Genomic DNA, 13,008 nt, shown 5'->3' on the forward strand with positions numbered 1-13,008 from the left:
GATTGCGCGGAACATATAAGCGAGGATGGATTCATCCTTAAATAATTTAATGATTAGGAGGACAGAGAGAATGAATGAAGAAGAAAAACAAGCCTATGAATGGTCTAAAAATCAGAACTACCAATCTGTTGCAGCTAAATCTGCCAAAATACTTTCTGATTATATTGACCACGCAAACAGTTTACTTGAACAGGCGGTAGAAGAAATTGAGAACATCTATGGTCGGGAAACTTCGCTTTCAGAGCAGATAAGAGGTTCTTTGAACCGTTAATTTAACATTTGATTGAGGTGTTATTATGAGCACTTACTATTATGAATCTAAGTCAATAGAGTATATGCAAGGGAATTTCATTGATGCCGAAACAGCAAGCAAAGCAAAATATTTAATATGGCTAAAAGGTGCTTGCGAATACTTTGATAGTTTTGGTGACTACATACGAGATATAAAAATTAGAAAAGTAAATAAGTATTTAGCTGAATAAAAGAAAGGAGGCGGAAGCTCCGGCCGGACAGTGTACACAGCTTCCTTTTGAAAAAATGAAAGACTTAATTATTGACTGTTTTGCTGGCGGAGGTGGAGCCAGTGTGGGAATAGAAATGGCGTTGGGACGTCAGGTAGATATAGCAATCAACCATGATGAGCAGGCTATCAGGATGCACAAGACCAATCATCCGAGTACGCTGCATTTGACAGAGGATATCTTTAAGGTTGATTTGCAGAAATATGTAGCAGGCCGGCACGTGGCGCTTATGTGGGCATCACCGGACTGCACCAGCCATAGTAAGGCCAAGGGAGGACAGCCGAGAAAGTCAGGACTGCGTATCCTTCCATGGGCAGTATACAAACATGCAAAATCTATTCTTCCAGATGTAATAATTATGGAAAATGTGGAGGAAATTCAACAGTGGGGGCCGCTGGACAAAAACGGCCGGCCGATACCGGAGAGGAAGGGCGAGGATTATCGAAAGTTTGTGGCGGCAATGAAATCACTGGGATATGATTTCGACAGCCAGGAGTTGGTTGCGGCAGATTATGGAGCGCCGACTACCCGTAAACGTTGGTATGCTATCTTCCGGCGTGACGGTAAGGCGATTGTCTGGCCAGAGCCAACGTACAGTAAAAATGGAGTTCCGAAGCAATGGAAAGAATGCGGAGATTATATTGATTGGTCAGACATTGGTAAATCCATATTCGACCGTCCGAAACCGCTGGCTGATGCGACTATGAAGAGGATAGCAAACGGATATGTGAAATACGTTGTGAACAATCCTCATCCGTATATGGTCAACAACAAGTCGGAAGTTGGGTTTTTAATTCAGTATCACGGCGAGCAGAAGGAAGGGGATTCCAGGGGACAGCTCCTCACAGAGCCGATAAAGACCATAGATACCAGTAACAGGTATGGTCTCGTCACCGCGTTCGTTACAAAGTTTTATAAAACAGGAATCGGACAAGGGTGCGATGAACCGTTGCATACCATAACTACATCACCGGGACACTTTGGCCTGATATCCGCCTTCCTGATCAAATACTATGGGACAGGATGCGGGCAGACACCAAGTTCTCCAATTGGGACAATCACCACAAAAGACCGGTTCGGACTTGTTAATGTGGTGACGGAGATTAATGGGGAAAAGTATATGCTCAAAGACATTTTTCTTCGGATGCTGAAGCCAGAGGAGTTAAAATTGATGCAGGGATTCCCAACGGATTATATTATTGATCGAGATTATGCCTGGAAGCCATACCCGAAATCTGAACAGGTGAAACGTATCGGAAACAGTGTGGTGCCGATCATGGCGGAAGCACTGGTGAATGCAAACTGTGGCTATCTGAAGGCTGGAAAACGGGAACCATCACCAAAGGTCTATATACAACGGAATGGGCAAGTGGCGTTTGGATAATATGCTAAACTGAAATAAATAAAATTTTGTGTATCGTTACACACCGGAAGGGGGAATGAGGTATGGCCAGACCGAAAAAGGATAAAGAAGAGAAGTATATCCGGCAAAATATAAGCATGGAGCCAGAGCAATTAAAGCGGGTGATTGATTATTGTCAGAGAGAGGACAGGCCCATTTCCTGGGTCGTAAGACAGGCATTGAATGATTATTTATTGCGTAATAGTGCGTAACGATACACACTGAAACTGAAATATAGCTGACTAAGCAAGGAGGATATATATGGATTTAAACATATTCAGGATGAAAAAGCTTGAAGAAATACTGTCAGAGATGGACATAACAGAAATGAAAGTGAGCAGTAACACGTCAGGGGAAATAACCTTTATAAGCTTAGAATTTACACCGAGAGAGGAGGAACAACATGGCAGGAATGTGTCAAAGGATGGATGCAGGGAAAAGGAATAAAATAATTTCTATGCTGAAGTTAAACAAGAGTGTAAAAGAAATAATCGCTGAATGCGAGACATCATACAGGACAGTACAGAGGATAATGGCAGAAGAAAAAATATTTCTGCCAGAGGAACCGGTAGAAACAAAGAAAAAACTGCCGCAGGATATCATAGACCAGCTTGATTACATGCATAAAAGATATGGCAGCAGAAAATAAAAAAGTAAAGAGAACGGGGAGAGAGCAACCATGAAAAAAAGAAAAAGCAGCGGAGGTACTTTGGCGGGACACTCCACTGCTGCTGCTTAAGAGGATTATAACATAATTATCCTCCTTAAGCAATATGGAGGGTGAGGATATGACGAAAGATGACGTTATTAATAATATTATTGCAGCGATGCAACCAGTACTGGATCAGCCACAGATAGAGCAGCTTAAAGTGGTACTACTTGTTAAGCTGCATAACTACGATATCGTTGAGAGCGTGTATTTGCCATCAACAGAGGTCCGAGACAACGATTGGATACTTAAACGGTTTGCAATAGATTACCTTGCTATGGGGCGTAAGGAGAGCACGATTAAGCAGTATTCTGATTCGATACGGATGCTGCTGCGTGAGACCGGGAAGACCTATGATACCATTACAGCGCAGGACATCATTGATTACTTGGCTATCAGGCAGTACCGGGATCATATCGCGCACAACTACAAGTCCACGCTTATGAGAGGCTTCTGCAGCTTCTATAAATGGGCTTATAAAAAGCGTCATGTTACGGAAGATATAACAAGAGATTTGGAGTATGTCAAAGTCCATAAAAAGCAAAAGGACCGGCTAACTGACATGGAGGTGGAGGACATGCGGGATGCCTGCAAAGATGAGCGTGAGCGGGCTATCATAGATTTGTTGTTGAGCACAGGCATGAGGGTGAGCGAGTTGGTTGGGCTTAATGTCAATGACATCAAACTTCAGGAGGGTACAGTCTCAATTTACGCCGAAAAGACTTGCACATACAGGACCGGCTTTCTGGATGTTCGGGCAAAAAAATCACTGGCCCGGTATCTGGAGGTTAGGAAAGGCAATGATACGGCTCTCTTTGTTTCGGTACGTGCACCATATAAAAGGGTTAAAAAAGGCAGCATGGAGAACATTTGTAAGGCTATCGGAGTAAGAGCGGGAGCACATCTAAAAACAACAGTGCATGTGTTCCGCAAGACCTTTGCCAGCCGTCTGTATCTTAAAACAAAGGATATCGTGCTTGTATCTAAGCTTCTGGGGCACGCCAGCACGGCAATAACCATTGAATATTACCTGTGTGAGGATCTGGAAGACATGAGGATCCGGCACAATAGGGCAGCATAACAGCATAAAAGGAAAGGAGTACGGCAGCAGATGGAAAGCTGCCTGAGGCGGAAATGATAGAAAAAGAGGATATGAGAAAAGAAAACGAAAAGAAGAAAGAATATCTGAATGGATATCGTGACGCCATCAGGGCAGAAAAGGCCATTGAAGAGGAAATACAGCAGTTGAGACTGGACAAGATGTGTCCCAGTGTTACACAGGATGGCATGCCGCATGGTACTGGGTGCAGCGATCTGTCAGGATATGCAGCAAAGGTAGATGAAATGATGGAGGAACTCCGGCAGCAGATGAACCAGCGTATAGATTTACGCAGGGAGATAGTACATAAGATTGAAGAAATGGGGGATGAGACAGAAAAGCTGGTCCTTAGATACAGGTACATACACTTGCTTAAGTGGGAGGAGATAGCTTTAAGAATGGATTACAGCTGGCGTGGCATTCATAAAGTACACGGAAGGGCGCTAAAAAATTTCAATTTCTAAAAGAGTGCATGGAAGTGCACATTATATTTTTGATATACTTATAATGAGCAGTAGAATAAAAGGAAAGCGTCTGGGAAACCAGGCGCTTTTTGCGTGGAGGGATATGCATGTTTAACTATTATGGAGGAAAATGGAAAAGGAAACGTGAGCATATCTTAAAGCTTGATGGATACAAATGCCAGGTGGCAAAGATGTATGGGAAAGCGGAGGAGGCAAACACCGTCCATCATATCTATCCTGCGGATATTTATCCAGAGTATGCATGGTGTGACTGGAACCTCATATCTGTAAGCCTGGCTGGACATAACAAGCTTGAGAACAGGGCTACAGGAGAGCTGACAGGACTGGGGAGGCAGCTGCAGCAGAGGACAAAGCCGGGAGTGGACTGGAGAGGGAGACGGAAAGCCCCCCTGGGTTGAAAAAAACATTTCTAAAAATTTTCTACTGGCCAGGGTAGGTGTTTCCAACTCCGGCTAAAAAATAAAAAAGGGGGATGCAGCAGAAAGAGGGTGAGGATATAGCAGCGAAAACCTATACAGGGAAAAAGAAAAAGGTATATGACACTACAGTAAAAAGCATGAAGGAACTGGGAGTTTTCAGGCAGGAATTTGACCCAACGGTACAGAGATATGCAGAACTGAGGGTACAGTTTGAAATCCTGAATAAGCAGTTTGTTGAGGATGGATGCATCATAACAGAGGAGTATACAAACAAAGCAGGGGCTACTAATGTAAGGAAGACCGCGCTGTATCTGGCCCTGGAAACTTTACGCAAAGAACTGGCAGACCTGGAAAATATATTGGGGCTTACACCAAAGGGGCTTAAGGCCATTAAGGCAAAAGGACTTGACGGAAAGAAAGGGAGCGCTCTTGATGAAGCGCTGGCAAAGATGAGTGGAACTTAAAGGGAAATATGCAGAGGATGTCATGCAGTATGTCTCTGACATTATAGCCGGGGAGAAGCTTGCGAATGAGTACTGCATAAAAGCATGTAAAAGGTTCTTGAAAGATTTAGAAAACCCAAAATATGAATTCATTCCAGGAGATGCAGACTTTGTTATATCTATCATAGAAAATACCATATGTCACCAGCAGGGTGAGACACGGGACGGGGAAAGCTTAAGAGGGACCCCGTTCTTTTTAATGTCCTTCCATAAGTTCATTATCTATAACCTTTTAGGATTTAAGCTAAAAGGAACGAAAATAAACAGGTTCCATGAATGCCTGATCTTTATACCCAGAAAAAATGTAAAGACGTCATTTGCCGGGGCGCTGGCCTATGCACTGGGACTGCTTTACCGGATGTCAGGGTCAAAGATCTATGTGGTGGCGGCAGCACTTAAGCAGACAATGGAGACATTCGACTTTCTGAAATACAACATCCGAAATATGGGGGAAGAGGATGAGGAAGGCGGACATTTCCATATCATTGACAATAATAATGAACATTCCATAAAAGCGGAGATAAGCGGGGGAATGATGGAAATTAATGCGTTGGCAGCAAACCCGGATGTGCAGGACTCCTTTAACTGCAACATTGCCATAGCAGATGAGATACACGCGTTTAAGAAACCAAAGCAGTATACCCTCTTTAAGGATGCCATGAAAGCCTATACAAACAAATTGATGATAGGGATATCAACTGCCGGGGATGACCCGAATGGGTTCCTTGCACAGAAGGTGAAGTACTGCAAGAGGGTATTGGATGGGGAAATCGAGGATGAACAGTACTTTATATTCATCCGGGAAGCCGATCCTGTAAAGGCAGAAGACGGGAGCGAGCAGATCGATTACACGAACCCGGCTACCCATGAAATGGCTAACCCAGCATACGGGGAGTCCATAAGGCCAGAAGAAATACTGAACGATTCTATACAGGCACAGAATGACCCACAGCAGCGCAAAGACTTCCTTGCTAAATCACTAAATGTCTTCATGAGCGCGATGAACACTTATTTTGACATGGCAGTGGTGCAGGCATCGGATGAAAAATATAACTGGACGATTGAGGAACTGGCAAAGCTGCCAATCAAATGGTACGGGGGAGCCGATCTATCGAAGATGGGGGACCTCACAGGGACGGCGCTGCATGGCAGGTATAAGGATGTAGATATTGCAATCACACATGCATTTATCCCGATCGCGGTTGCCCACCAAAAGGCGGATGAAGATAACATACCGGTATTCTGGTGGGAGGAGATGGGCTGGCTGACCATGTGCAACTCAGCAGTGATCGAGTATGAGGAGCCTGTCAAATGGTACATAGCCATGAAGAAGATGGGGTTTAAGATTAAGTGGGTCGGATATGACCGCAGGTATTCAAGGGAGTTCGTTATGAAGATGAAGAAGGCGGGCTTCAAGATGCGGGACCAGTCACAGCGGTATGTGGAAAAGACAGAGGCGTTCCGGGAAGTGGAGAATAAATTCACAGAAGGGAAGTTTTATTATCTGCATAACAAAGCATATGAGTACTGCATCAGCAATGTAAAGGCGATCGAAGATTCGGACGATTTCGTGCGGTTTGAGAAGGTGCAGCCAAATTACAGGATAGATTTGTTTGACGCGGATATCATTGCGGCAAAACAGATGCTGATTGATATAGAAAAGAGCCAGAATGCATCAGACTGGCTGGGTTAGGAGGAAGCATGAGTAAAAAGAAGAAAGACGTAGCCAGGAGCATCAAGACAAGGGCGGAGCCTGAAAAGTTCCTGTGTACGATGGACGCCTATGAAACACTATGCTGTTCAGGATATACGAGACTGTCACAAAATCCGGAGATACAGGCGGCAGTCGGGAAGATCGCAGATCTGATCTCAAGTATGACCATCCACCTCATGTCAAACACGGATAAGGGAGATGTCAGGATCAGAAATGAGCTATCCAAAAAAGTGGACATCACACCAAACAAATGGATGACAAGAAAGACATTCATTTCAGCAGTGGTACGGAACCTGCTCCTGGAAGGTGACGGGAATGCGGTCGTATACCCGGAGACGCAGAACGGCCTGCTGATGAACATGATCCCGCTGCGGATGGGGGCGGTATCCTATCTGGAAGACGGTTACGGGTACCTGATCGGATATGAAGGGAAGTATTTAAACCCGGATAACCTTCTCCATTTTGTCATCAACCCGGATCCAGATTATCCGTGGAAGGGAACAGGGTACAAGACCACATTAAAAGACGTTGCACACAATCTGAAGCAGGCAGCGGCCACGGAAAAAGGTTTTATGGAAAGCAAATGGAAGCCGTCTATCATTGTCAAGGTTGACGGGCTGACCGAAGAGTTTGCGAGTAAGGAAGGCAGAGGGAAGCTGCTTAAGCAGTACATAGAGACAAGCGAAGCAGGGGAACCCTGGATGATCCCGGCAGACCAGTTTGAGGTGCAGGAGGTCAGGCCGCTGTCACTGCAGGATATTGCCCTGTCTGAGTCGGTGACGCTGGATAAAAAGACAGTGGCTGCGATCCTGGGGGTGCCGGCTTTTGTGGTAGGGGCGGGTGAATTCGATAAAGATGAATGGAATAATTTCATCAAGACCAGGATCGGGACCATATGCAACGCCATAGAGCAGGAACTCACCAGGAAACTCCTGTTAAGCCCTGATTGGTATTTCCGGTTTAATGTCCGGTCCTTATATGCCTATGACATCAAGGAACTGGCGCAAGTAGGGGATGACCAGTATATCCGCGGTATCATGACCGGGAATGAGGTCAGGGACTGGATAGGGCTTTCACCGATGGAGGGACTGGATGACCTTATAATCCTGGAAAACTATATCCCGCGTGGGATGATCGGGGATCAGAAAAAATTGGACAAAGGGGGTGAAGATTAATGGCAGACAGGAACATCCGGCAGTTACGGAGCATATCCTCAAAATTTGAGACCAGGGCAGAAGAATCCGGTGATCTTTATATCAGCGGATATTTTTCTGTCTTTAATTCCAATTATGAAATATGGCCGGGGGCAACGGAAAGCGTTGCGGATTCAGCATTTGACGGGGCGCTTTCGGACGATATCCGGTGCCTGATCGATCACGAGACCAGGCTTGTGCTGGGACGGAACAAAGCAGGGACGCTGACGCTTAAGACAGACAGCCGGGGGCTATGGGGGGAAGTAAAGATCAACCCCAATGACCAGGACGCGGTGAATCTGTATGAACGGGTGAAACGTGGGGATGTAGACCAGTGCAGCTTTGGATTCGACATCCTGGATGAAGAATTCGAGGACCGCGGGGCAGAGGTACACTGGACGATCAAGAAGGTGAAACTGTATGAAGTGTCCGTGGTGACATTCCCGGCATATGAAGAGACTGGGGTAACAGCAAGAAAACAGCAGCTGCAGACAATGAAGCAGAGAGAACATGAAGCATGGAAATCAAAAATACTTAGAAAGTTAGGAGATGAAGGGAATGGCTCTTAAAACATTATTGCTCAGAAGCAAGTTAGATACAAAGAAAAGGACCTTGGAGACCTTAAGGGGAAAGGATGCCGAATACCAGAGAAGGGAAAAGGAATTTGAAGACGCGATCGCAGAGATGACAGAGGACACACCATCGGAGGACCGGAAAGAGATTGAGGACCAGGTGGAGGAGTTCGCACAAGAAAAGGATCAGTTTGAACAGGATAAAAAGAACCTGGAAAAAGAGATCGAAGGCATTGAAGCAGAGATCAAAGAAGAGGAAGAGAGAGAGAAGCCGAAACCGGCACCGGCAGCAGGACCATCAACAGAGACAAATGAAAGGAATGGAGGAAACAAAATGGAGACAAGAAAGAAATTCTTTGGTATGGGAATACAGGAGAGGGATGCGTTCTTCCAGCGCGAGGATGTGAAGAACTTCCTGGGTGAGGTCAGAACATGCATCAAGGAAAAGAGGGCGCTGACGAATAGCGGTTTGATCATACCAGAAGTCATGCTGGAGCTGTTAAAGGAGATCGTGGAGAGAAGCTCAAAACTGCTTAAATATGTCAGCCACAGGCCGGTAGCCGGCACAGCCAGGCAGGTCATCATGGGGAGCATCCCTGAAGCGGTATGGACTGAGATGTGTGCCGCTCTGAATGAACTGGACTTGGGTTTCAACAGCCTGGAAGTGGACGGCTATAAAGTAGGTGGGTATTTTGCTGTCTGCAATGCTATCATTGAGGATAATGATGTCAACCTGACGAGCGAGATCCTTAACGCGCTTGGGACAGCAATCGCAAAGGCCCTTGATAAAGCGATCGTATACGGCACCGGCAACAAGATGCCGCTTGGGATTGTGACAAGGTTGGCGCAGGCAGCGAAGCCGGATAATTACCCGGCCACAGGGCGGGACTGGAAGGACCTGGCAGGGACTAATATCATAACCGGGACGAACCCGGCAGGTGCAAAACTGTTTAAAGAGATCGTGGAGAAGACAGGGGCTATCGACACTGACTATGCGAATGAAAGTGTGGTATGGCTGATGTCAAAAAAGACCCATATGCACCTGCTGGCAGAGAGTATCGGGGCCAACATGAATGCCGCAATCGTGGCAGGGATGAACAATACCATGCCGGTCGTTGGAGGGGACATCGTAGAGCTTAACTTCATCCCGGAAGGGGACATCGTATTTGGATACATGGGATTATACCTTCTGGTGGAAAGGGCCGGGACACATATTTCACAGTCTGAGCATGCAAGATTCATAGAGGACCAGACATTATTCAAAGGGACGGCACGTTACGACGGGATACCGGCAATCCCGGAGGGGTTTGCGTTATATAATGCATCAAAGGCACCCACAACATCAGGGATCACATTCGCGGGACAGAAGGCACCTGAGGCACCAACAGAATAAGGGGTAGGAAAATGGATGAGGAGACAAGGCTGTCTATATTGAAGAAGGACCTACAGATGTTGACCAGCAGCAATGACGATTACCTGAGACAGCTGCTGAAACTGTCAGAACAGCTGATCAGGAGGGAAGGGATAGAGATCACACCAGATATTGATGTACAGATGTCTGTCATCCATTATGCGGCCTACCTGTACCGGAAGCGGGCAGGAAAAGACACAGGTATGCCGCGATTCCTGCGCTATGAATTAAATAATATCCTCTTCTCGCAGAAAGCAGGTGGAGCATGACATTTGATGACGGTATCGTGAAAATATACGGGGTAGAAAATGCAGCAGAGCCTGGGAACAAACCAAAAGACAAGCTTGCTTATAAAGAATCATATTATTTTGGATATGAGAAAATTGGATTGACCAGGCACTACAATGCGGCAGCAGTAAAAGAAAAAGTGGATGAGGTCATCCATATACAGCAGGACCGCAGCATCCGTGCAAAGGATGTCGCAGTCATGGAAGATGGGATGCAGTGCCGGATCACTTTTGTACAGCATGGAGAGGATGAGAACGGGATAAGAATTAGTATCCTGTCGCTGGAAAGGATAGGTGAGGTATATGGAGAAATTGAAGGCCATACGTGATGCGCTGCTGACGGTCACGAAGGAAACCTACCATTATACAAAGACAGGGGAAGCAGACAGGTACATTATCTGGGCCGAAGACGGGGAAGGGGACAGCATCCATGCAGATGACCGGAAGGTTGAACAGGTTATAACCGGGACAGTGGATTATTATACACCGGATGACTTCGACCCGGTTTTTGACCGGATACAGAAGGCGTTAACAGAGTACGGGATCCCGTACCGGTTCAATTCCTCCCAATACGAAGATGAAACGGGCCTGATCCATCATGAGTGGGTATGGGAGGTATGATATGGCGAAGATAAAGGCGTCACCAGGGCTGGATGCCATGATCAAGAAATTGAATGATCTGGCAGCAAATTCACAGGAGATCACAAACCGGACGGTCTATAAAGGAGCTGAAGTTGTGGCCGATGCCATAAAGGATGCTTTAAAGATGCTGCCGGTGCAGGAGGGAGAGAACGGGCTTCCGCCTGTTGGCACTGAGAATGCACCACTCACGGGCGTCTCAAGGAAACAGAAAGGTGATTTAATAGACAGCATGGGTATAGCCCCCATACAGGAATTCATGAAAGGGGTCACATCAACAAAAATTGGGTGGGACGGGTATGGGTCAGTGCCAACTAGAAAATACCCCAAAGGGGTGCCGAACAGTATGCTTATGAGGTCAGTGGAAAGCGGATCTTCCTTCAGGAGGAAGCACCCGACAGTCAGGCCGGCAGTGAATGCGATAAAGGGTCCGGCACTGGCGGCAATGGAAAAACAATGTAGTGAAGATATCAGAAAGATAATGAAATAGGAGGAATAAAGACATATGGCATTTATCGGATTAGCAAAACCAACGATTGCAAGCTTAAATGTAGCAGATAACACTTATTCAGGAGGATTTGTATGCGGAAAGGCGATACAGATTGAAATATCACCACAGTACGCGGAAGGTTCCCTTTACGCAGATGACATGATGGCAGAGACGGACAAGGAGTTCAAATATGCGGATGTCACTTTAAATACATCCACCCTCCCAGTGGAAGCACATACTCTTCTGTTCGGCCATACGGTCTCGGAAGACAAAAAGCAGGTAGGGTACAAAGGGAAGGACGCCGCTCCGTTTGTGGGGATGGGGTTTTACGTGACGGAGGTTGTGGACGGGGAAAGGAAATATGTAGCGATCTGGATGCATAAAGTTAAATTCTCTGAGAATGCGGAGACATTTAAAACGAAAGGCGACAACATTGAATACCAGACACCATCACTGGCAGGGAAAGCTGTCACAACAGATCTGGATGACTGGCAGGAACGTAAATTATTTGAAACTCCAACAGAGGCTAACGAATGGCTGAAAGAAAAGGCGGGAATGACAACACCGGCACCAACAGGTGAGTAAGGAGGACGTGAGATGATATTTGAAGAACTGAAAGAAATAGAACTGTCAGGGGAGAAGTATCCCATAAAGTGTGACCTTCTGGTGCTGGAACAGCTGCAGGAAGAATTCGGCAGTGTGGCAGATTTTGAAAATAAGCTGCTGGGTATCGAGTATTTGAAGGATGCAGAGGGGGAATACATACGTGACAAGGAGGGAAAAAGGAAAGCAAATATTGGGATACCAGATACCAAAGCAATCAATAAAGGACTTTACCTTATGGTCAGGGAAGGCCTTGAGATAAAGGGAGGGGCAGCAGATGGGAAAACACTGTCCAGAGAAGGACTGCTGCGGAAGGTAGATAAAAGTTATACAGAAATTTCAAAGATCGTACATGAAGCATTTGCAGAATGCTTTGAGGGAAAAAACGGGAAGGCCACGCAGGGGACGAATTAGAAGAAACAGACCAGACAATAGACTTTGCGTGGCTTGTGTTTATTGGGATGCAGATCGGATATAAAGAAATGGAAATCGCTCACATGTCATTTAAAAAGTGGGCAGAACTTTATGAAGCATATAAGGAGCATCATAATTTTATTATGTCGAAGGGGATATATAAAAGGCAGCAGCCGCAGAATGATTCATTGATGGACCTCTAAAACCATTGAAAAACCCTGGAAATAATGGTATATTATAGGCAAAGGATGTGATAGCATGAAGAAGGCTTTATGGTTTATAATAAATTTCATCAAAAGGAATAAGCTGCTGTCTGTATGGCTGCTTATATTTATCTGTATACTGATCTGGGTACCGGGTGTAATCAAGTCATATATGGTACTGACAGGAGTGGCAGTGATCGGCTGGTCTGTCTTTATCGGAACCTGTAAAGGCGCTGACAGATGGAGCCGGAGACGAAGATAGTTAAAATTAAAATTAGAAATGTAAATGGAGATGTGCTTGTGGGCACATCTCTTTTTCTTTAGGCACCCGTGAAGGGTGCCTT

The 13,008-nt window shown here is 45.8% G+C and carries 21 protein-coding genes; all 21 read left to right on the forward strand.

Annotated features, from left to right (window positions below; genetic code table 11):
• Positions 1 to 70: 70 nt before the first annotated feature.
• Positions 71 to 271: a hypothetical protein gene (locus NSB28_RS18530; RefSeq protein ID WP_109748092.1), complete on the forward strand. Its 201-nt coding sequence runs from the start codon at positions 71 to 73 to the stop codon at positions 269 to 271.
• 25 nt (positions 272 to 296) lie between these two features.
• The gene (locus NSB28_RS18535; protein ID WP_109748093.1) at positions 297 to 482 is read left to right on the forward strand and encodes a hypothetical protein; all 186 of its coding nucleotides are present in this window, start codon (positions 297 to 299) and stop codon (positions 480 to 482) included.
• Positions 483 to 537: 55 nt separating this feature from the next.
• Positions 538 to 1,905, forward strand: coding sequence for a DNA cytosine methyltransferase (locus tag NSB28_RS18540; protein ID WP_109748094.1), 1,368 nt, complete (start codon positions 538 to 540; stop codon positions 1,903 to 1,905).
• A gap of 62 nt (positions 1,906 to 1,967) precedes the next feature.
• Positions 1,968 to 2,135: a ribbon-helix-helix protein, CopG family gene (locus tag NSB28_RS18545; protein ID WP_257497871.1), complete on the forward strand. Its 168-nt coding sequence runs from the start codon at positions 1,968 to 1,970 to the stop codon at positions 2,133 to 2,135.
• A 49-nt stretch (positions 2,136 to 2,184) separates the two neighbouring features.
• Positions 2,185 to 2,370, forward strand: a complete 186-nt coding sequence (locus NSB28_RS18550; RefSeq protein WP_109748095.1) for a hypothetical protein — start codon at positions 2,185 to 2,187, stop codon at positions 2,368 to 2,370.
• The gene (locus tag NSB28_RS18555) at positions 2,327 to 2,572 is read left to right on the forward strand and encodes a hypothetical protein (RefSeq protein WP_257497870.1); all 246 of its coding nucleotides are present in this window, start codon (positions 2,327 to 2,329) and stop codon (positions 2,570 to 2,572) included. Before NSB28_RS18550 ends, NSB28_RS18555 begins: the two co-directional genes overlap by 44 nt.
• A 139-nt stretch (positions 2,573 to 2,711) precedes the next feature.
• On the forward strand, positions 2,712 to 3,713 hold the full coding sequence (locus NSB28_RS18560) for a tyrosine-type recombinase/integrase (protein WP_257497869.1): 1,002 nt from the start codon (positions 2,712 to 2,714) through the stop codon (positions 3,711 to 3,713).
• A gap of 53 nt (positions 3,714 to 3,766) precedes the next feature.
• Positions 3,767 to 4,195, forward strand: coding sequence for a hypothetical protein (locus NSB28_RS18565; RefSeq protein ID WP_257497868.1), 429 nt, complete (start codon positions 3,767 to 3,769; stop codon positions 4,193 to 4,195).
• 107 nt (positions 4,196 to 4,302) lie between these two features.
• The gene (locus tag NSB28_RS18570; protein WP_109748098.1) at positions 4,303 to 4,614 is read left to right on the forward strand and encodes an HNH endonuclease; all 312 of its coding nucleotides are present in this window, start codon (positions 4,303 to 4,305) and stop codon (positions 4,612 to 4,614) included.
• A gap of 74 nt (positions 4,615 to 4,688) precedes the next feature.
• Entirely contained in the window at positions 4,689 to 5,099 is a 411-nt protein-coding gene (locus tag NSB28_RS18575) for a P27 family phage terminase small subunit (RefSeq protein ID WP_109748099.1), read from the forward strand.
• Positions 5,089 to 6,831, forward strand: coding sequence for a terminase large subunit (locus tag NSB28_RS18580; protein ID WP_330665402.1), 1,743 nt, complete (start codon positions 5,089 to 5,091; stop codon positions 6,829 to 6,831). The genes NSB28_RS18575 and NSB28_RS18580 overlap by 11 nt, the downstream gene beginning before the upstream one ends.
• An 8-nt stretch (positions 6,832 to 6,839) precedes the next feature.
• Positions 6,840 to 8,027 (forward strand): phage portal protein, encoded by a 1,188-nt coding sequence (locus NSB28_RS18585; RefSeq protein ID WP_109748100.1) that lies wholly within the window; start codon positions 6,840 to 6,842, stop codon positions 8,025 to 8,027.
• Positions 8,027 to 8,614 (forward strand): HK97 family phage prohead protease, encoded by a 588-nt coding sequence (locus NSB28_RS18590; RefSeq protein ID WP_109748101.1) that lies wholly within the window; start codon positions 8,027 to 8,029, stop codon positions 8,612 to 8,614. Before NSB28_RS18585 ends, NSB28_RS18590 begins: the two co-directional genes overlap by 1 nt.
• Positions 8,604 to 10,010, forward strand: coding sequence for a phage major capsid protein (locus tag NSB28_RS18595; RefSeq protein ID WP_257497867.1), 1,407 nt, complete (start codon positions 8,604 to 8,606; stop codon positions 10,008 to 10,010). Before NSB28_RS18590 ends, NSB28_RS18595 begins: the two co-directional genes overlap by 11 nt.
• Positions 10,011 to 10,021: 11 nt before the next feature.
• Positions 10,022 to 10,297, forward strand: coding sequence for a hypothetical protein (locus tag NSB28_RS18600; RefSeq protein WP_109748103.1), 276 nt, complete (start codon positions 10,022 to 10,024; stop codon positions 10,295 to 10,297).
• A complete protein-coding gene (locus NSB28_RS18605; RefSeq protein WP_109748104.1) occupies positions 10,294 to 10,644 on the forward strand; it encodes a head-tail adaptor protein in 351 nt (116 codons plus the stop codon). The genes NSB28_RS18600 and NSB28_RS18605 overlap by 4 nt, the downstream gene beginning before the upstream one ends.
• A complete protein-coding gene (locus NSB28_RS18610; protein WP_109748105.1) occupies positions 10,619 to 10,936 on the forward strand; it encodes a hypothetical protein in 318 nt (105 codons plus the stop codon). The genes NSB28_RS18605 and NSB28_RS18610 overlap by 26 nt, the downstream gene beginning before the upstream one ends.
• A gap of 1 nt (position 10,937) precedes the next feature.
• Complete coding sequence (locus NSB28_RS18615; protein WP_257497866.1) at positions 10,938 to 11,444, forward strand: HK97-gp10 family putative phage morphogenesis protein; 507 nt, start codon at positions 10,938 to 10,940, stop codon at positions 11,442 to 11,444.
• 15 nt (positions 11,445 to 11,459) lie between these two features.
• Positions 11,460 to 12,029, forward strand: coding sequence for a major tail protein (locus NSB28_RS18620; RefSeq protein WP_109748107.1), 570 nt, complete (start codon positions 11,460 to 11,462; stop codon positions 12,027 to 12,029).
• A gap of 12 nt (positions 12,030 to 12,041) precedes the next feature.
• Positions 12,042 to 12,461, forward strand: a complete 420-nt coding sequence (locus tag NSB28_RS18625) for a hypothetical protein (protein ID WP_109748108.1) — start codon at positions 12,042 to 12,044, stop codon at positions 12,459 to 12,461.
• A gap of 258 nt (positions 12,462 to 12,719) precedes the next feature.
• The gene (locus NSB28_RS18630) at positions 12,720 to 12,926 is read left to right on the forward strand and encodes a hypothetical protein (RefSeq protein WP_109748109.1); all 207 of its coding nucleotides are present in this window, start codon (positions 12,720 to 12,722) and stop codon (positions 12,924 to 12,926) included.
• Positions 12,927 to 13,008: the final 82 nt, after the last annotated feature.

This window comes from Murimonas intestini (genome assembly GCF_024622195.1).
Lineage (GTDB): Bacteria > Bacillota > Clostridia > Lachnospirales > Lachnospiraceae > Murimonas > Murimonas intestini.

What these genes read in the sequence shown, in the direction of transcription:
- NSB28_RS18570 (WP_109748098.1), top strand. Translation starts at nt 4,303, where the DNA reads ATGTTTAACTATTATGGAGGAAAATGGAAAAGGAAACGTGAGCATATC.
- NSB28_RS18605 (WP_109748104.1), top strand. Translation starts at nt 10,294, where the DNA reads ATGACATTTGATGACGGTATCGTGAAAATATACGGGGTAGAAAATGCA.
- NSB28_RS18545 (WP_257497871.1), top strand. Translation starts at nt 1,968, where the DNA reads ATGGCCAGACCGAAAAAGGATAAAGAAGAGAAGTATATCCGGCAAAAT.
- NSB28_RS18555 (WP_257497870.1), top strand. Translation starts at nt 2,327, where the DNA reads ATGGCAGGAATGTGTCAAAGGATGGATGCAGGGAAAAGGAATAAAATA.
- NSB28_RS18565 (WP_257497868.1), top strand. Translation starts at nt 3,767, where the DNA reads ATGATAGAAAAAGAGGATATGAGAAAAGAAAACGAAAAGAAGAAAGAA.
- NSB28_RS18595 (WP_257497867.1), top strand. Translation starts at nt 8,604, where the DNA reads ATGGCTCTTAAAACATTATTGCTCAGAAGCAAGTTAGATACAAAGAAA.
- NSB28_RS18590 (WP_109748101.1), top strand. Translation starts at nt 8,027, where the DNA reads ATGGCAGACAGGAACATCCGGCAGTTACGGAGCATATCCTCAAAATTT.
- NSB28_RS18540 (WP_109748094.1), top strand. Translation starts at nt 538, where the DNA reads ATGAAAGACTTAATTATTGACTGTTTTGCTGGCGGAGGTGGAGCCAGT.
- NSB28_RS18530 (WP_109748092.1), top strand. Translation starts at nt 71, where the DNA reads ATGAATGAAGAAGAAAAACAAGCCTATGAATGGTCTAAAAATCAGAAC.
- NSB28_RS18600 (WP_109748103.1), top strand. Translation starts at nt 10,022, where the DNA reads ATGGATGAGGAGACAAGGCTGTCTATATTGAAGAAGGACCTACAGATG.
- NSB28_RS18615 (WP_257497866.1), top strand. Translation starts at nt 10,938, where the DNA reads ATGGCGAAGATAAAGGCGTCACCAGGGCTGGATGCCATGATCAAGAAA.
- NSB28_RS18560 (WP_257497869.1), top strand. Translation starts at nt 2,712, where the DNA reads ATGACGAAAGATGACGTTATTAATAATATTATTGCAGCGATGCAACCA.
- NSB28_RS18585 (WP_109748100.1), top strand. Translation starts at nt 6,840, where the DNA reads ATGAGTAAAAAGAAGAAAGACGTAGCCAGGAGCATCAAGACAAGGGCG.
- NSB28_RS18575 (WP_109748099.1), top strand. Translation starts at nt 4,689, where the DNA reads ATGCAGCAGAAAGAGGGTGAGGATATAGCAGCGAAAACCTATACAGGG.
- NSB28_RS18630 (WP_109748109.1), top strand. Translation starts at nt 12,720, where the DNA reads ATGAAGAAGGCTTTATGGTTTATAATAAATTTCATCAAAAGGAATAAG.
- NSB28_RS18625 (WP_109748108.1), top strand. Translation starts at nt 12,042, where the DNA reads ATGATATTTGAAGAACTGAAAGAAATAGAACTGTCAGGGGAGAAGTAT.
- NSB28_RS18620 (WP_109748107.1), top strand. Translation starts at nt 11,460, where the DNA reads ATGGCATTTATCGGATTAGCAAAACCAACGATTGCAAGCTTAAATGTA.
- NSB28_RS18610 (WP_109748105.1), top strand. Translation starts at nt 10,619, where the DNA reads ATGGAGAAATTGAAGGCCATACGTGATGCGCTGCTGACGGTCACGAAG.
- NSB28_RS18535 (WP_109748093.1), top strand. Translation starts at nt 297, where the DNA reads ATGAGCACTTACTATTATGAATCTAAGTCAATAGAGTATATGCAAGGG.
- NSB28_RS18550 (WP_109748095.1), top strand. Translation starts at nt 2,185, where the DNA reads ATGGATTTAAACATATTCAGGATGAAAAAGCTTGAAGAAATACTGTCA.